The organism is Bradyrhizobium sp. CCBAU 45384, assembly GCF_028128665.1.
Taxonomy (GTDB): domain Bacteria; phylum Pseudomonadota; class Alphaproteobacteria; order Rhizobiales; family Xanthobacteraceae; genus Bradyrhizobium; species Bradyrhizobium manausense.
Genome location: NZ_LBIZ01000119.1, coordinates 645,783 through 663,498 on the forward strand (window position 1 = coordinate 645,783; position 17,716 = coordinate 663,498).

General features: G+C 61.1%; 14 protein-coding genes. 2 read left to right on the forward strand and 12 right to left on the reverse strand.

What is annotated here, in order from left to right; translation table 11 throughout:
* Positions 1-70 precede the first annotated feature (70 nt).
* The 10 genes from XH80_RS39640 to XH80_RS39685 form a co-directional block, all read right to left on the reverse strand.
* Positions 71-700 (reverse strand): 2-hydroxychromene-2-carboxylate isomerase, encoded by a 630-nt coding sequence (locus XH80_RS39640; RefSeq protein WP_271603302.1) that lies wholly within the window; start codon positions 698-700, stop codon positions 71-73.
* Between the two features lie 86 nt (positions 701-786).
* Positions 787-1,473, reverse strand: coding sequence for a glutathione binding-like protein (locus tag XH80_RS39645; protein WP_271603303.1), 687 nt, complete (start codon positions 1,471-1,473; stop codon positions 787-789).
* A gap of 11 nt (positions 1,474-1,484) precedes the next feature.
* Complete coding sequence (locus XH80_RS39650; RefSeq protein ID WP_271603304.1) at positions 1,485-3,821, reverse strand: N,N-dimethylformamidase beta subunit family domain-containing protein; 2,337 nt, start codon at positions 3,819-3,821, stop codon at positions 1,485-1,487.
* 59 nt (positions 3,822-3,880) lie between these two features.
* Positions 3,881-4,246 (reverse strand): hypothetical protein, encoded by a 366-nt coding sequence (locus tag XH80_RS39655; protein WP_271603305.1) that lies wholly within the window; start codon positions 4,244-4,246, stop codon positions 3,881-3,883.
* A 79-nt stretch (positions 4,247-4,325) separates the two neighbouring features.
* The gene (locus tag XH80_RS39660) at positions 4,326-6,647 is read right to left on the reverse strand and encodes a N,N-dimethylformamidase beta subunit family domain-containing protein (RefSeq protein ID WP_271603306.1); all 2,322 of its coding nucleotides are present in this window, start codon (positions 6,645-6,647) and stop codon (positions 4,326-4,328) included.
* Positions 6,648-6,709: 62 nt separating this feature from the next.
* Entirely contained in the window at positions 6,710-8,359 is a 1,650-nt protein-coding gene (locus XH80_RS39665; RefSeq protein ID WP_271603307.1) for a branched-chain amino acid ABC transporter permease, read from the reverse strand.
* 3 nt (positions 8,360-8,362) lie between these two features.
* Entirely contained in the window at positions 8,363-9,244 is an 882-nt protein-coding gene (locus XH80_RS39670; protein ID WP_271603308.1) for a branched-chain amino acid ABC transporter permease, read from the reverse strand.
* A gap of 3 nt (positions 9,245-9,247) precedes the next feature.
* On the reverse strand, positions 9,248-10,015 hold the full coding sequence (locus XH80_RS39675; RefSeq protein ID WP_220001781.1) for an ABC transporter ATP-binding protein: 768 nt from the start codon (positions 10,013-10,015) through the stop codon (positions 9,248-9,250).
* Complete coding sequence (locus XH80_RS39680) at positions 10,012-10,800, reverse strand: ABC transporter ATP-binding protein (protein ID WP_271603309.1); 789 nt, start codon at positions 10,798-10,800, stop codon at positions 10,012-10,014. Before XH80_RS39680 ends, XH80_RS39675 begins: the two co-directional genes overlap by 4 nt.
* Entirely contained in the window at positions 10,788-12,071 is a 1,284-nt protein-coding gene (locus XH80_RS39685) for an ABC transporter substrate-binding protein (protein ID WP_271603310.1), read from the reverse strand. Before XH80_RS39685 ends, XH80_RS39680 begins: the two co-directional genes overlap by 13 nt.
* A 649-nt stretch (positions 12,072-12,720) precedes the next feature.
* Between XH80_RS39685 and XH80_RS39690 the strand changes: the two genes are divergently transcribed.
* Positions 12,721-13,758, forward strand: coding sequence for a response regulator transcription factor (locus XH80_RS39690; RefSeq protein ID WP_271603311.1), 1,038 nt, complete (start codon positions 12,721-12,723; stop codon positions 13,756-13,758).
* Positions 13,759-13,773: 15 nt separating this feature from the next.
* On the opposite strand, the gene XH80_RS39695 is transcribed toward XH80_RS39690, so the two are convergent.
* Positions 13,774-14,922, reverse strand: a complete 1,149-nt coding sequence (locus XH80_RS39695) for an MFS transporter (RefSeq protein ID WP_271603312.1) — start codon at positions 14,920-14,922, stop codon at positions 13,774-13,776.
* Between the two features lie 121 nt (positions 14,923-15,043).
* Positions 15,044-17,002, reverse strand: coding sequence for a primary-amine oxidase (locus XH80_RS39700; RefSeq protein WP_271603313.1), 1,959 nt, complete (start codon positions 17,000-17,002; stop codon positions 15,044-15,046).
* A gap of 305 nt (positions 17,003-17,307) precedes the next feature.
* On the opposite strand from XH80_RS39700, the gene XH80_RS39705 reads away from it, so the two are divergent.
* The coding region (locus XH80_RS39705) for an AMP-binding protein (protein WP_271603314.1) at positions 17,308-17,716 on the forward strand (409 nt) is incomplete at its 3' end.

A 17,716-nucleotide genomic window follows, 5' to 3' on the forward strand; every position in this document is an offset into this window, starting at 1 on the left:
GCTCGACATGGAGCGCAACATTGACCGCCGCGGATCACCGAAACCAAGGGCTGCTGCGCAGGTCTCCGGCTCAGGGAGCACTGTTGCAGGCCGAATGGCTCTGTGCCATCCGGCGCTCCAGCAACTCACGGACCAGCGGCAGGCGATCGTTGCCAAAATACATATCGGTCTTGTCAACGAACATTGTCGGCGATCCGAAGCCGCCGCGAGCGATCACCTCGTCAGTGTTGGCCCGGAGTTGGTTCTTGACCGCTTCTTCGCTGATCCCCCGAAAAAACTCCTCAGGGTCGACGTCTACCTTCTTGCAGATGTTCGTCAGCACCGCATCCTGGGAGATGTCCTTATCCTCGCCCCAATAGGCTTCGAACACCGCGGTAGCGAACGGAACCATCCCGCCTCCGAGCCAGATGCAGCCGCGCATCGCCTTTACGCTGTTCACCGGAAAAACCGTCGGTGGCATCTTGATCGCAAGCCCGGCTGAGCGCGCCCAGTCTGCAAGATCCTTCAACATGTACTGCGCTTTCGGCACGATCGGACTTTCGCGCGAGGCATAAACGCTCGGGTTAACCGCATTGAAGATGCCGCCAGCCAGCACTGGCCGCCACGACAGCGGCTCGCCACACTCCTTTGCCAGCCGCTGGATGTTGTGGAAAGCGAGATAAGTCCATGGACTTGAGCAGTCGAAGAAGAACTCTATCATCGATCATACACTCTCTTCTTGACTGACATCCAATGCGGCGTAACCGCCTTTTGATTTTCACTCGCCGGAGGTCGCACAACCTTCCGTCACGACTTCGGTGCGCCGAACATGATTTTTCTTGCCTCGTCAGAGAACGGCTCCTTCACAAATTTGCCGACCGCAAGCCCGGCCTGGACTTGCGGCCGCAGGCGGACTTCCGCATACCAGCGCTTGACGTTCGGATAGTCGTCGAGTGTGAAGCCTTGCGCCTTATGGGTCATCGTCCACGGGAAACAAGCGATGTCGGCTATCGTGTATTCGTTGCCGGCGACGAAGCGTCCGGTCCTGCCCAATTGGGCGTCAAGCACACCATACAATCGTGTCGCCTCCCGCTGATAACGATCGATCGCATAGGGGATCTTCTCCGGCGCATAGAGGCGGAAATGACCGTGCTGACCGAGCATCGGTCCAAGACCGGCCATCTGCCACATTAGCCATTGTAAGACCCGGGTACGACCACGCACGTCCACTGGCAGAAATCGTCCGGTCTTCTCGGCCAGGTAGATCATGATCGCACCCGTCTCGAACACGGAGATGGGCTCGCCATCGTCGGCAGGCGCGCGATCAACAATCGCTGGAATACGACTGTTCGGGCTGATGGCGAGAAACTCGGGAGTGAACTGTTCACCAGCGCGAATATCGATCGGCACGACGGTATATGGCAGCCCCAGTTCCTCGAGCAGAATCGAGATCTTCCAGCCGTTGGGGGTCGGCGCATAGTGCAAGTCAATCATACCGGTCGTTCCTAGGGGGCGACTCGTTCGAGCCCTGCTGTGCTCTTCCTAGGTCTGTTCGACCCGGGCAACGGACCCGGCCTGACGAACGCGTCCACCACGTTGCTCAGAAGCTGCGAGATGTTGTTCTCGAAGCCGTTGATAGGAAGGGCACTTCCGAACGCGATGGATCCGGTTGCAAACACCGCGCCATTATTCGGCGCCTCGAAATATACCATGTCGGCCCGCAGGATGTAGTTGTGCGTCCCGCTGAATCCTTGGTGGGCGTGGGCTCCCTCCTCGTCGTGGGCGATGTAGTTGTCGGGGTGCCCTCCCGAGGATGCGATGATCTTGGTGTTGGGCGGCGTGCCGAATCCCAGCTTGTAGCAGTCGATCTCAATGCCCGCCGCTCCGCCGTTGCCCAGGCCGAAATCACCGATGATCTCGCCTTCGATCCCCTCCGTGATCCAAGCGAGCGCAGGATCATAGCTGTCGGGCATCCGCCGATAAGGCTGGCTATGGGCGAAGCCCTCGCCGGCAAATGTGTTGCCGACCAGCTTCTGCCCCCAGCGCTGAAATCCGGTCCAGATTCCACCCATCTGACCCGTCGTGGCGAGGTAGTATTCGCCCGGCCGCGCCGCCCAGGCAATCCAGTGCCCACCTGTCTTGCGGCACTCCATGATCCACGGTTCGTCATCGCGAAACGCCACATTGCAGCAGAAGCTGTTCGCGCCCATGCAGATAAAGCGCCCGCCGCCGGCGATGTAATCCTCATGCGCGTCGAGCATGCGCTCGGAATGATATTCCGGATGCGTGGAATTCAAAATGCATGCGTAGGGCGCCATCGCTGCGACACCCTCCAGATGGACATCTTCGTCGGTCAATACGTCGTAGTCGTATCCCTTGTGCTCCAGCCATGCCAGGATCGAGAGGTCTGCCGGAAAATTCCACGGCAAGTCGAATGCGGCGATCCGGTATTTCGGCCGCATGTTCACCATCGGGCGACGGTAGCTCGTGTAGCAGACGCCAGCGCCATCCGCATGCGTGTCGTAGCAGCCCGCACCGAACTCCGGATTTTCGTAGATTTCAATATCGACCTCGGAGATCGTCGGCGGCTGGCCCGCCATTGGCTGCACGATCTGGCCGTCTGTCGCGAAGCGCTCGTTGGCATAGGCCAGGTAGGTCGCGGTGGAAAACAACAGAGCAATTCGCGCTGTAGGCATGCGGGGCCGAACGAAGAAAACGATGTACTCTTCGGCCAGGCCCTCGCCGTCGCCGCCGCGTACTCTCATCGCGTAGGCTCCGCTGCGCAGCGTTTCGGGCAGCTCGAGCGTCTTTGTGGCCTTCCAATTGCTGTCGATCATCGCGTCGGCATGAAACTCGATGCCACCGTATTGATCCGGGGCAAGCCGGAAGCAGTCGTTGCGGCCGTTCCAGTTGTAGCCGGTCTGTGCACGCACCGGCCTGTTGTAGCCCTTCGCATCGAGCCGGTTCGGTCCGATGTCGACTACGACATCGCCGATCCCACGATCGGTATACCCCTTCGTGGGGTCCCAATATGCGACCATGCCGTCCAATGGGGGCTGCCCGCCTGAGCGGATGGCATCGAGCTCCTCGCGACCCAAAGGACGATCGAACACACCACAACGATCGATCTTGCCGCAGTACAGCTGCGAGACGAAATGCCCGCGCAGCGCGTGCCAGTCGCGCGATCCCGCCACGAGGAACGGCGTATCAGGCAGGTTGTTCTGCCTGAACCGAAACATCTCCGACACATGAGAGCGGTATTCGACCGGCGCGACTTTGCTGAGCAGGCTGTTGTAGCGGTTCACGACCCCTTCCTGGTACAACGTGGCGCGACCGCTTCGCGCATCGAATGTGACGGCGACGAAATACCAGGACTGCTTCTGCAGGGGCAGTTCAGCCTGGAGATAGTCGATCTCGTTTCCGCAGCCGACCCAGAACTCGAGCCTGCCGCTTGGATTGATGCCAAGGCCATAGCCGTGATTCCTGTCGTTGTCCCAGCGGCCCAGCAAGCATTGCCGATGCCCGACATCGGGCCAGGTCGGCCAGATGAATGCACAGAGCGTGATGCTGCCGTCGAGCGCGAGCTTGCGATTGGGGTCCCTCACCTCGAGGAAGGCACCGACCTGCGTGAACTGCTTCTCGACCTGCCAAGTGCCGTTGGCGACGCAATCGATTTCTTCCTCGATGAATCCCGGACCATGCGGATGCTCGTCGCCATGAATCAGGCGCACGAGATGGGCTTCAGCGGTCGACGTGCCGTCGGCACTGACATGAAATTGTATGGTGTCGCCCGGCTTCACCGAGATCTTATCTGCGTAGCCGAATATCTTGATCTGCGCCATGGTGCGGAGTTTCCCATCGAAAAGCCGGACCAGGTGCCCTGCCCGGCAGGCGTGTTGCACTAGGTTTCGAGAAGATCGCGGATGCAGCGCAGGAACAGGCCGTGACGGGCATCGTTCGCCGACGTGTAAACGGCATCATCGACCAAACGCGGGGGGACTCCCCGACGTCCTGAGAGCCTGACGACCTGATACCGCCGGAACGGCTCGACGGCCCGGACCGCATATCTTTGCTCGAGCGGGCGTTGACGAAAATAGATCAACAGTCTCTCGAGCATTTCGCTGTGCTGTCCCAAAGGCGATTGCCGGTGCTCCTCGATGACCTCGGGGTTCACCAGCGTCCGCAGAAACTCGCGGCGGAAGCCGTCGAAACGATCCCGGACGATGATGTCGCGGTCCTCGGACCTGTCGTATTCGAGAGGCAGCATCCTCAGCTCTCCACCTGCAAATGTTCGACGTGACCCACGGCCGCGGAACGTGCCGACGCGGCTCCCCCCAACCGATGCATCAAGCCCACTGCTTTTCCTCATTGACCCAGGCGAACCCGGGCAACCTGCCGTCCCTGGCGAATGCCTCCACGACATTCGCCAGCACGCGGGATGCGCTGTTCCTGAAATTGTTGATCGGCAGCGATTGTGCGAATGCGACCGAGCCACATGCAAACACGGCACCGCCATGGGGGGCCGTGAAGTAGGTCATGTCGGCATGAACCCGCCAGTCATACGACCCATAGAGCCCAAGGTAGGAATAGAGGACGAGCTGCTGGTTCACGACAAAGCTGTCCGTGTGGCCCCCTGACGAGGCGATGATCTTGGTGTGCGGCGGCGTGCCCAGAGCGCGGTCATAATAGTCGAGCGCCAGCCCCGCGGCGCCGTCATTGGCAAGACCGGCGTCACCGATGATCTCGCCATCGACACCTTTGGTGATCCAGGACACGGTGCGGTGATAGCTGTCCGGCATCCTCCGGTACGGTTCGCTTCGTCCACCGCCAGAGCTGCTGAGGCCTATGCCGACCAGCTTCTGGGTCGCCCGTCCGAGCACCTTCCAGGGACCACCACGCATCCCGTCGGTTGCCATGTAGTGCTCGCCGTAGCGGGACACCCACGGCTTGTACCCATCATCGCGACGTCGACACTCCATGATCCATGGTTCGCCGTCGCGAATGCCGGCCGTGGCGTTGAACCCGTTGCCGCCTGCATAGATGTAACGACCTCCGCCGGCGATATAGTCCTCGGTCGCATCCAACATTCGCTCGGTGTAATATTCCGGGCGCGAGCCGCTGATAACGCATGCGTACGGCGACAACGCCTCCGACCCGTCGCGATGGAGGTCCTCGTCGGTCAGGACCTCGTACTCGAAGCCGCTCTGGTCCAGCCATGCGATGATCGATAGGTCCGCAGCCAATCCCGAAGCCACATCGAGGCTCGGCATCCTGTACCTCGGCCGCATGTTCATGACCGGACGGTGATAGGAGCTGTAGCACACGCCATTGCCATCGGCGTGCATGTCGTATGTCGACAGCCCGAAATCGTCTCGCATATGCATCTCGATATCGATATCGGACAACACAGCCGACTGTCCCGTCAAAGCTTCGCGCTCCGGGTGGTCGAAGCTCAGGCGCTCGTTCGCAAAGGCAAGGTAGGTGAGTGTCGGAAACAGGAATGCAATACGCGCCCGCGGCCTTCCCGGCCGCACGAAGAAGACGACATGCTCCTCGCTGACGCTCTTTCCCCAGCCAGATCGCAGCCTCATGGCATAACAGCCGCTTTTGAGACCGTGCGGCAGGGCGACGGCCTTGGTCGCCTTCCAATTGCAATCCGTCAGCGCGTCGGCATGAAACTCGATCCCCCCGAACTCTTGCGGAGCCAGACGGAAACAATCGGTGAAGCCGTCCCAGTTCCAGCCGGTCTGGCCGCGAACGGGCCGATTGTATCCTCGGGCATTCAGCTTGTGCCGGCCGACGTCGACCACGAGGTCACCGATGCCGCGGTCGGTGTAGCCGGCGCTCGTATCCCAGTAGGCGACCAGGCTGTCCATCGCAGGGACGAGCCCGCTCCTGATCGTGTCGAGCTCGGCGGGCTGCAAGACCTGATCAAATGCACCGCACCGGTCGATCTTGCCCCAATAGAGCTCAGCCACGCAGACCCGCCTCTCCGCGTTGCGGCTAGCCGAACCTGCCATCAGAAACGGAGTCGAGTCCAGGCTACCGGGCGTACTCCGGAAAACCGCAGATTTGCGGGATTCGTAGTCCACCAGGGCGACCTTGCCTAACAGGCCGTTGTACCTGTTGCCGACACCGACCTGGTGCAAGGTCGCACGCCGGGTCTCGGCGTCGAAGGTCGCGGCCACGAAATACCACATCTGTACCTGCAGCGGCACGTTAGCGGTCAGGCGCTCGACCTCTTCGCCGCGTCCGATCCAGAACTGCAGATAACCTTTCTCGTCGATGCCGATCCCGTAGCCCTGCTTTTGATCGCCGGCCCATCGACCAATTATGGTCTGCCGCTTTCCGGATGCTGGCCAAGTCGGGTGAACGAAGGCGAACAGAGTGAAGCTATTTGCAAATGCCAGCCGGCCCTCCGGATCATCGACCTCGAGAAACGATCCGACCTGGGTGAACTGCGGCTCGACCCGCCACCTGCCGTTCGAAGTACACGCCACCTCTTCCTCGACGAAGCCTGGTCCTGCTGGGTTCTGATCGCCATGGATCAGGCGCACCAGTTGCGCCTCGGCGGTATCCGTCCCCTCGGCACTGACATGAAACTGAATGGTCTCGCCCGGCTTGACCGAGATCCTGTCCGTGTAACCAAAAAGTCTGACCGGTGTCACCGCCAACTCCTTCCTTTACAGGCCCAGCGTCCGCCGCGCAGATCGGAACGCTTCCTCCGCGATCAGGACTCCAGTAGATCCTGAACGCGCCGCATGAAGACGCCGTGGCAGGCCTCATCCGGCGTCGCGTAGATTCGGTCCTCCACCACACGCGGCGCTACGCCACGATGTCCGGATAGAGCGACGATGCGATATCCTTCGAAGCGCTCCACGGCCATGATGGCGTACTTCTCCACCTGGGGGCGGGTGCGGAAGTAGATCAGCAGCCGTTCGAGCGCCTCACTGTGCTGCCCGTTGAGGGAGTGGCGATGCTCCTCGATGATCTCCGGAGACACCAGAGTCTTGAGATGGTCACGGGTCATCTTGTCGTGGCGCCGCTGATAGATGACGCTCTTGTCCTCGGTTTCGGTCGCTTCCTCGGGTAGCATCTCGCCGCCCTTTTCCGCTCGCGTCGATCGCCGCTCGCTCTTCTTCTTGTCGCGCCAGGCACGGAACTGCGCCTTGATGCCGAACAGCCCGTTACGCAGGTAGAGTACGACCAGGAGCATGATGAGCCCGATGATCATGAAACGGGCCGGTCCCCACGTATTCAGCACCTGGTCGAAGAACACGACGATGAGCGTGCCGACCACCGCGCCTTCGGCACGTCCAACGCCGCCGATGACCAACATGGCGAGGCCGAGCAGCACGGTATCGAAGTTGAAGATCGAGAACGCCACGCCACCGAAATTCGAGGTGTAGAATCCGCCGATGAACCCCAGCGCCGCCGACGAGACGAGGAACACCCAGACGCGCGCCTGGCGAAAGTTGACCCCTGTCGCCTCGGCGAAAGCCTCGCGCTTTTCGGGCGCCATGCGCAGGATTCGCCCGAGCCGGCGGCCGTTGACGAACCGGTAAAGCAGCAAAGCCAGCAGCATCAGGCCGAAGCAGGCGTAATACGCCAAGAGCAACTGACCCAGCTGCGACCAGTCTTCCGGTATGTAGGTCGTGGCACCGTACAGGCCGCCATTCGCGGACCCGAACTCCTTCGAAGTCACGAAGTAGACCCGGCAGAGCTCGTTGAGACCAAGGGTGAGAAGCGCATAGTAGAATCCGTCGAGCCGCGTGGCCGGCAGCGCGATGATCCCACCGAAGATCAGCCCCACCAGAGCCCCGAGCGGCGGCAACAACCACCAGGGCAATGCGAACTTGACGGCAAGCAATGCCGTGACGAACGCTGCCGCCCCGACGACTGCATAGGTGGCGAGCGAAAAGACGCCCGCAGTTCCCATGATGAGCATCCAACACAGACTGATAGCAGCATAGATGCCGAACGTGGCTCCCGCCGTCAGCAGCGTGTTCTGCAGATCGCCTGGCGTGAACAGGGGAGCGATCGCCAGCGCAAGAAGCCCCAACATCCACCAGATGGGCCGCTTGTCGACGATCGTCTTCTCCGCGCGCAAGGTCTTTAGGTTATACTCACCGCGGAGGCGAAGCACGCGGCGGCGTGTCGGCCAATAGCGAAGACGATTCCACATCGTTCCGCCGTGGCCTGGCCATTTGTAATAGTAGCGAAGACGGCCGACCGCATTCAGCTTCGTCGCCGATCGACGAGTTCTTTGCCAGACCTCCTGGTGGCTGTGGAACGGAATGGTCGGGAGCTCTTCGACGTCGCGTTTGCCGCCCCAGACAAAGAGCGGATTGCGCCACTTGATGCCGCCATCAATTGACATTGCTCAGGCCTCCCTCGCCTTGTCGAGCAGCCCGGCGATGCCGCGCGGACGGACCAAGAGGATGACGATAATCACGACGAACTGGGTAATGAGAACGTAGCGGCCGCCGATCGATATGCCCGTCAGCGCCTCGTTGAGGCCGAGCACGATCGCGGCGATGACGGCGCCGCGCACGCTGCCGAGCCCGCCGCAAAGCGCAATGCTGACGCCCTTGATCATCGGCATCAGTCCGCCGAACGGCGAGATATAGTACGTCTGGGAGAGAAGAACGGCCGCGAGGCCCGCCAAACCGCCCGTGATGCCCATGACGTAGAACGATGTTCGCCGAACGCCGATGCCGACGATGGATGCAGCATGAGGATTCATCATCATGGCGCGGATTTCGAGGCCACGGCGACTCGACTGCATCCACCTCAGAACGACCGCCAATATCAGGACGGATGTCACCACGTTCCCGACCTTGTCCGCCGTTAAGACCACGCCCGGCAAGGACACCGACCAGTTGCCGAAGATCTCCGGCAGACTCTTCGATCGCGGGCCGAACCACCAGAGCAGGAATTGCGTGCCGATCAGATTTATCGCGAGCGTCGCAATCAGCCCCCGAATGGTGAAGTTTGGTTTGTCGTGGATCGGTATGAACCCGACCGCACAGATGATCACTCCCCCGAGCGCGCCTGCGAGGATACCCGCGGCCAGCACTGCAGGCCCCGATGTCGAGACATGCTGCGCAAAGAGCCAGGCGCCATAGCCCGCGAATGCAAATATGAAGCCGTAAGCAAGGTTGAGCAGGCCGAGGCTCGACCACGTGATCGAAATTCCGATCGCAAGCGTGCCGTAAATGCACGCAAGGACGATGGTGTTGCTGACGATGAACCAGATATCCACGTTTTACGCCTTTCGATAAACGTTCAACGCGAGGGCCGCCGAGGCCTCACCCTTGAGCTTTCCGACATGCATGCCGATGACGCGGTCGACCCGTCCCTCGAGCAGCGCAACGTTCTGCTCCGCGATGATCATCGCGGCATTCCCGAGCTTGACGGCCATCAGGGCGTTGATCACGCTCTTGCCGATCTTGGGTGCCAGCCCGAGCGATGGCTCGTCGACGAGGAAGAGAGACGCATCCGTCATCAGGCCGCGGCCAATCGATACCATCCGCCGTTCGCCGCCCGACAGGCGCCCCACGGGTACGCCCATCAGTTTCCGCAACGGTGGAAATATCTCCAGGATGCGGAGCTTGCGCGCAGCGCGATCGCGCCAGGCCGCCGCGGTGTAGGCCCCGGAATCGAGATGCTCCTCGACGGTCAGGCCATGGAAGATCTCGTCGCCTTGAGGAATCAACGCCAATCCTGCGCGCACGATCTCGTGGGTGTAGCGCCCCGGCCCTTGGCTTCGCGTGCGGCCGACCTCCCTGCCGTTGAGCTTGATCGAACCGCGCTGCCAGCCGGTAAGTCCGGCGATTGCATAGAACAGGGTCGACTTGCCATGGCCGTTCAAGCCGACAATGCCGATCCGCTCCCCACACTGAACGACGAGGTCGAGATCGTGGATGACGCGAACCGGCCCATAGCCTGCGGACAGTCCCTTGACGTTCAGGACCTCGCGCTGCGGCTGACGCGCCGGAGCGCCCGGCAAATGGTTGCTCACGGAGATATTCATGTATCGGCCTCTTCGCTGAAATCCTCGAAGTAGGCCGCGTGAACCTTCGGATCCGCCATGACGTCGTGCATCAGTCCCTCGGAAATGACCTCTCCGGCATCCATCACCAGAATGCGGTCGGCGATCGTCCCGAGGAGCTCGATGCGGTGCTCGACGATGAGGATCGCAATGTTCATTTCCTTGGCAAGGATCCGCAGCAGGGTATCGATCTCGTCGACCTCCGAATTGATCAGGCCGGCCGCCGGCTCATCCAGCAGCAGCAACGAGGGTCGGCGCATCAGAAGGCAGGCCAGCAGCAATTTGCGCCGGTTGAAGGTCTCGAGCTGCGTCGCCGGCGTGTCGTCACTGATCTTCAGACCGACGAGATCGGCGCCATATTCAGCATCGAACCTCGTGAGAAACGGACGATGAGCCTGACGCGCCGCCTTGAACGTCTCGCCGACGGTCAGCTCGTCAGGAACGACCGGCGTCTGGAACGTGCGACCGATCCCCAGCCGCGAGCGAGAATACAACGGCAAGCTCGTAACATTCTCGCCCTTGAACCACACTGAGCCGCTCTTTGGCGGCATACGGCCAGACAGGATTTCAAACAGACTGGTCTTGCCCGCGCCGTTCGGTCCGATGATGCCCAGCACCTCCCCGGCCTCAACATGCAGGTTGATATCGCGGAGGATCTCGCGACCGCCGAGATCGAGCGAGATGCCGCTGCAGGAGAACAGGGCGGCCTTTCCGTCCTGTTCAGCCGTACCGTTTCGGGAGATCTGTCTGAGCATCAGCTCCACCACGGCGCAGAGATCAGCTTCGTTTCCGAGACCGGACCGGGATAGACGATCTTGTGCTCGCCCCCCTGGATCTGGACGTAGAGCTGCGCGACGCCGGCCTCGAGCTTACGTGCCTGCAATTCGTCGCCGCCATTGTCCGGGAAATGGAGTGCTTCCTGATATGGGTTGCCCATATCGACGTGGCCGCAGACCCCGCGCTGCGGGTTGGCGCGGATCCAGTCGCAGACCTCCCTGAACTTCCGGGGATCGCCGACCGCTTCCCAAGCCTTCTTGAGATAGTAAGTCTGATCGTAGGCAATGCCGGTATAGGCAAGCCCGGCAATGCCGGGGAAACGCTTCTTGTACTTCTGTCTGTAGGCGAGCCCCCTTTCGTCTCCGTAGATGCCCATGGTCGTGCCCCAGACGAAGCCGTTCGCCGCCGAACCGGCAAGCTCGAGGAATTCCGGCTGCGAGGGGCCGTACTGGAGATAGACGAGCGAATCGCGCACCGGGCTTGCCACAAACTGCTTGCAGAACGCGGCGTATTCAGCAGCCACCCAATGGTCCACCATGATCGCGGCGGCATCGACCTCCTTCATCTCGCGAATGACCGGTGCCCAGTCCTGCACGGGATACTGGATATCGGTAATACGGGCGACTTCGAACTTGCCGCGCCGCTTGATCGCTTCCTGAGCCGCACGCGATATCGTTTGGCAGTAACCGATCTGCTCCTGAATGATATGAACCTTGCGGTTCTTTGGCTTCCAGGCGCCCCCCTGCTCCTGGTCTTCGAGCCAGAGAGCATAGCTCCATCCGTAGTTCACCTCGGACGGACAGAACTGGAAGATGTGGCTGTATTTGTCCGGCTGCTCCTTGACGGCAGAGGTGCCCGCGCGTTGCGCGTTGCCGTTGATGTAGGGACATTTGTACTTCACCGTCGCGTCCATCGCCGGCAGCGGGACGAGCGTGAAGGCAAAGGAGATCGCGTCGACCTTGGCATCAACGCAGGCGGCCAGCGCCTGCTTGGAGGATTCCGGCGACAGAACGTTCATATCCGTTGTGAACAGCTTCAGCGGTCTGCCGAGGATGCCGCCTGCGGCATTGATCTCCTCCGTCGCGAGCGTCGTCCCGTTCAGGAAGTCCTGATGATCCGCGACACCCGCCGCGGCCGTTTGGCAGTAGGGAACTCCGAGAACGATCGGCTGGGCGGCAAGCGCCGTCCGTCCAACGAACGGTGCGGCCATGGCGGCGCCGATGCCCGCGGTCACTGAACGCCTGGTGAGTTTGAGAACCATCCGAGCAACCTCTCCTGCAATCGCGCGCGGGTCCTCGGCATCGCGACCGAGACCAGGCCGGATTTCTGTTAGGGCTAAGACGGTGCGGTCAGGCACCGTCCGGTGATAGCGGCCTCGATCCGTATCGCCACGGACTGACATGGTGGTTTCGGCCGAACCGCATGGATCAGAGCCTCGGTTTTCTGCCGATTTTCAGCAATACGTCAGCTGACCGATTTTGAAGCTGGCCTTGAGGGCACCGGTGTGATCGAGGACTACGCTGCGGGTGCGAACCGAACTCAGGGTGACGACTTGCGCAGCAAGCCACGCCCAGATTTTCATCAGACGGCGGCGCTGAGAGTCATCTTACGTCAGAATTGTTGGCCCTGAATGAGGTGGAGTGTGACACTGCTTTGACTAAAGGAGTAACCGCCTCTAACATGCAATTGCAGCTTTAAGCTCGCCGTCTCGGCTCGATCCGGGACGGTCGAGATCAGCCGAGCGAATGGCCACATCGTCATGTGGCAGTTCGCAATGGTTGGCGCGGTCCTTGCTCTGCTGAGGACGCGAAGCACTACGCAGTGCCGCCGATCTAACGGATCGTTAGCGGCCAAAAAGAAGATTCGATCACGAACCGTCGGCAAGATCTTTCACGAGCTGGAGGCTCACCGTGAAATCGGCAGCGATCGACCATATGATGTCAGCGACGGTGCGGCTCGATACACCGGCGGCGGCCCTGAATGATCAGATCATCGATCAGGCCACGCAGGTCACCCGCCTTTTACGCGAGTTCGTTAGGAGCGAGGCGATCGCCCTGATCGCGATGGACCCGATATCCCGAACCCATCGCCCTCTTGCCGCCGACGGGTACACGGACAGAACGATGTCCTACGTGCTCGACGGATTCCCTAACTCCTGCCCTGCCTACGCGATCGCTCGCGAGAAAGACACGCATTCGCTGCGCTGGCGGGACTACAAGCGGGACTGGAATCTCTATTTGCCGGATACATTCACCGCTCAAGAATACCTGATGCCGGATGGCTTCAGAGAAGGCTCGACGATGTGTCTGCGCGTCGCGGATGGCCGCTACATTGGGGCCATCCACATGAGCTGGTCCAAGGAGGCGCACGCCAAGGACGAGCACCGTGAGATGACGGAGCGCTTCCGCCCGATTCTGCTGAACATCTGCGATCAGCTCAGGACGCCACAGTTGCTGGCCGATGAACTGGCACCCGGCGCCTATGCCATCGCAGTCTCCCCGAACGGGTTTGCATTTCACCTCCCCAACCGTAATCCAGGACCGTATCTCGGCGAAGGTGGAGAGCTTCGCCGGCTCGTGCTGGAGAAGGCGAAGTCGCCCAGCGCTCAACGCTTCGTCTGGCCGGACGAGGCAGGCCGCTGTCACCAGATTACGATCACGCCCTGCCGCGGAAACATCCTCCTGATCACAGAACAATGCATTCGCTGGCCGTACAATCTCTCCCTCCGCGAGATACAGATCCTGCATCTCGTGACCAGCGGCGCGTCAAATCCCAACATCGCCGAGCAACTCTTCGTGTCGCCACGCACGGTCTCCACACACATCGAGCACATCCTCGCAAAGATGGGCTGCGACTCGCGCACGCGACTCGCGGCGCTCGCGGTGTCCGAAGGACTGCTGCTGGCGGAGTCCCCCTCCCGACGGTCTCGGAACTTCGCTGGCCATTGATCGGCCGCAGCCATTTCAGCTGGATGGCGCGCCTTGCGCACGCGCATCCTTCAGAAGCACCACGAGACCCGCGGCCACGAGGCAGGCGAGGCCGACGCCGGCGAATCCGACCGCGTAGGCTGCGGGGCCGAGGGCGCCGATCCCGGCCGAAGCGATAGCGCCTCCTGCCAGGTGCATCACCGTCATCCAGCCCATCGCTCTGCCGACGTGGCGCGTGCCTAGATTTCCGGACATCAGCCTGACCAGTGCAGGGAACGTCAGTGCCGCATCAAGACCATAGAGTGCGCCAAACCGGGCCAATTCGACCAAGCTGAAGCCGGTGAACGGAAGCCAGAGCAAGAGGAGCGCGCGGACGACGAAGTAGAGCGCCAGCACCGTTCGCGCGGGGCACCGGTCCGCGAGATGCCCGCTCACCACACTTCCTATCGCACCGCCGAACACGACAATCGCCATGACATCGGCGCTCGATGTGAGGTCGAGGCCCGTGCCCATGCAGATCATACCGAGTTGGCCATCGATCAAGCCGGATGTCGACGCGCCGCAGATGCAGAAGATCGTGGCAAGAACCCAGAAGCGCCAGTTCTTCTCCTTTGAACGCGATGCCCCATGCCGCTTGAACCTGGGCTCTCGCAGCAAGGCTCCTCGACCGGATATAGGGGCAAGGACAACGGCAATCGCCGTGGCGAGCACGCCAACGGCAGCGGCCTGGAACACGAAGCACCAATCCAGCGCGTTGGCCGCGCGCGATGCCAGCAGCAGTCCCGCCGCCGATCCCAGCGGCTGCATCGACGCCAGGAGACCGTAGCGTGTCCCGCAATGCGTCGCGCCGCCACGACTCCCGATCATCGCGCCGAGAAGGGCGGCGCTCAAAGAGCCACTGAAACCAACACCCAACCCCCACGCCACAGTGAGATGCCATGGTGACGCCGCCTGCGTCGTCGATGCAAGCGATAACGCAAGGAGGGCCAGACTGCCGATCAACGGCGCTCGAACGCCCCAGCGTTCGAGGCTGTACGCCGCGAACGGCGATGCACTCGCGGAGACTGCAATGCCGAGCGTGATCGGCAAGGACACGTCGGGGGGCTGGAAGCCCCGATCTTGCTGGATCGTGACGGCCAGCAACGCGGGGAGGACGCGTGCGGCTGCGCTTGCAAAGATCGCCAAAGCGACGATCGCGGAGGCAATCGGCCTGAAGCACGCTGTCCTTGCAAAGGACGAGGCACGACCGGCCCTCGATGCCGGTCGGACGAACTGGAACGCGACGGGTCGGATGGCGAGCCGCGCCCTACTCGGCGGCCTGCGCATGACAACTCGCGGCGTTCGTGTCGGGCGCGAGATCGATGCCAGGATTGCGATCGAAGAAGCCGCTGGGCATCAGCTTGAATCCGGTGAAGATGCAGGGTTGAACGGGAAAGTCCTCAGGGCGGACCTGGTGGTGAAGACCGAAGACGTGCCAGAGCACGATATCCGTGTTCTCGATATTCCGATTTTTCTTGACAAAGTCGGAGACACCTCCCGTTCCATCCGAGTGGTTCATGTGTTCGCCAGCCGGATATCGCTCTTCCGGATCGAAGGCCGTCACCCAGAGCTGGTTCCTGACAAAAGTCGATCGCCTGCCCGACGGCGATTCCGGATGGATGAATGGTGTCACGGGGTGACTGGCCTCGAGCTTGTACCCGGTCGGCGTTCCAACCCAGTTCTTGCGATTGGGGTTGATAATCTTCCAGGCCCGATGCGTCGCCGGGTTCACCTGGCGGCACCCGCCGAGCTCGGTCTTGAGAACCGTCTCCTCCTCGTAGAAGCCGTTGCCATAGGCATTATCCGGCCCCCAGGGATCGGCCTTCGTGTTGAGCTCGACGACACTGTTTTCGTCACCGTCGATATTCATGTCGAGGCGCGCGCAGAAAATGTGCTGGTGAATGTGACCGACGACGCCGGGGGCGACTTCCTTGCCGTATTTGCCGGGGTGGCCCGGCTCGCACGCGGCCGTATTGATGATGCCAGTGGCCTTCAGCTCGAACTGGATCGAGCCGTCCGTGTGGAAGTACCAGAACAGCCCATATTCGTAGTTGGCGACCGTCGCGATGCAGGACACCACCAGCCTTCGGGCACGCCGCGACTCAACATTGTTAGAGCGGAAGTCCCAATGCTTCCACAGCAGGCCGGCATCCTCCTCATGGATGCAGATCGCGTTTTCGATGGTGACCACTTTGCCGTCCATCGTTGCGAGATGTGCATCGAGATAGGCTATGGCACCGAGGCAATCGCAGCCGAGCTTCAGCGAATTGGCGAGCTTGCCTATGCCGTACTCGCCGATGTCGAAGACGTTCTTCCGGAAATGCCCCTTCTCTGTAGTGCCGTATGGGACGACCATTTCCACCAGCGACGCGCGGTGCGCGATCGGCCGTCCATCGTAGCTGATATCATGCAGAGTTAGGCCCTCGCGTGAATTGAAACCGACAAGCACGGACCACCGGTCCCATTCCAGCCGATGCCCATCGAGCTTGAACGAAACCCCCTCGGGCTGAACGATATTGAGCGGCTTATAGGGCGTACGCGGATTTTTGATGAATTCCGCCTCGTAGTTCACCTCCGCCTTCGGAAGCGGGATGATCTCGTGGTCATCGACGCGGATAATCTCGTAGGTCTTGATGTCAACCACGGCGTTCAGGCCGCCGATGGGGTGCGCGTAGAGATTGTCGTTCTGTCGTAGACGCACCCATGCGAAGACGTGGGCGAGATAGCGCCCGTCCTCGCCCGGAATGTCAAAATTTCCCGCCGACCACGGATCGACGCAGACGAGCGACATGTCCTTGATGCCGCGCTTCTTGCAGGCGGCAATGAACTCGGGAGCCGCGCGGACGGCATCTTCGATGGCCGTGAACTGCTCGAGCTGGATCATCGGCTTCGCCGAGGGGAGATAGCTGGAGGTGAGGATCCTCTGCTCCGTCAGCGAGACGGTTAGCCGCCAGATACCGTCCTGCCTGATTTGAAACAGATTAACGCGTGCAGTTCTGTTGATCTGCTCTCCGGACCTGTACCGACGAACGATGGTCTTTGCCGGTTCGAGAAGCTCGATCGTCTCAAAGAGAAAGTCGGCGCCATATTGTGGATCTTTGCGAACGATCTCAATGACGGCTCGAATTTCGGCAGCGGTCAGGGGATCAAGAGGATGCTTCACTTCATCCGCACGTTGGTCGTCCGACGAGCAGCTGCAGGACGATGGAGCAACGACCGTATCCATTATCTACCTCCTTCTTGGCGCTAATTAGCGCAAGCCTAATCCGAGAATTGCAGACCAGCCTCAGTCTGCAACACCCAACCACCTCAGCAACGCCTTTGCTTGATCCAACCATGCTCGCTCGTATCCAAGCGATGGACGGCGTGCGGTTCGTAACCAGCTGGTCGCAGAGCTTCCGCTGCGGGTCATTCTCCGACAATACGTCAGTCGACCGATTCTGCAGGCTCGGGCGTGCTGCTATCAGATGGATTGTTGATTTGCGATCAGGCGGCTGCGTAATCGACTGGTGCCCAGGGAGGGAGCGACTGGTGAGTGAAAAGCACAATCCCTATGACGTGGGTTTGGATAAGTGTCCGGCCAATTTCTTGCCTTTGACGCCGTTGAGCTTTCTATCGCGCACAGCAGCCGTCTATCCAGATCTCACAAGCACCGTTTACGGAGATCGCAGCTTCACATGGGCGCAGGTTCATGAGCGCTGCAAACGGTTTGCATCGTACCTCCGGTGGCACGGTGTTGGCGCAGGTGATACGGTAGCGGCCATGCTCCCGAACGTTCCGGCCATGAACGAGCTTCACTTCTCGGTGCCGATGGTCGGCGCGGCGCTCAACGCGCTCAACGTCCGCCTCGATCCGCCCTCCATCGCCTTCCAGCTCGACCATGGCGGCGCCAAGATCATCCTGGTCGACCCGGAATTCGCCGGTGTCATCACCGATGCGC

Bases quoted from the DNA above. Each gene is read 5' to 3' on its own strand.
- XH80_RS39645 (WP_271603303.1), bottom strand. From the start codon at position 1,473: ATGATTGACTTGCACTATGCGCCGACCCCCAACGGCTGGAAGATCTCG.
- XH80_RS39685 (WP_271603310.1), bottom strand. From the start codon at position 12,071: ATGGTTCTCAAACTCACCAGGCGTTCAGTGACCGCGGGCATCGGCGCC.
- XH80_RS39700 (WP_271603313.1), bottom strand. From the start codon at position 17,002: ATGGATACGGTCGTTGCTCCATCGTCCTGCAGCTGCTCGTCGGACGAC.
- XH80_RS39665 (WP_271603307.1), bottom strand. From the start codon at position 8,359: ATGTCAATTGATGGCGGCATCAAGTGGCGCAATCCGCTCTTTGTCTGG.
- XH80_RS39640 (WP_271603302.1), bottom strand. From the start codon at position 700: ATGATAGAGTTCTTCTTCGACTGCTCAAGTCCATGGACTTATCTCGCT.
- XH80_RS39675 (WP_220001781.1), bottom strand. From the start codon at position 10,015: ATGAATATCTCCGTGAGCAACCATTTGCCGGGCGCTCCGGCGCGTCAG.
- XH80_RS39650 (WP_271603304.1), bottom strand. From the start codon at position 3,821: ATGGCGCAGATCAAGATATTCGGCTACGCAGATAAGATCTCGGTGAAG.
- XH80_RS39655 (WP_271603305.1), bottom strand. From the start codon at position 4,246: ATGCTGCCTCTCGAATACGACAGGTCCGAGGACCGCGACATCATCGTC.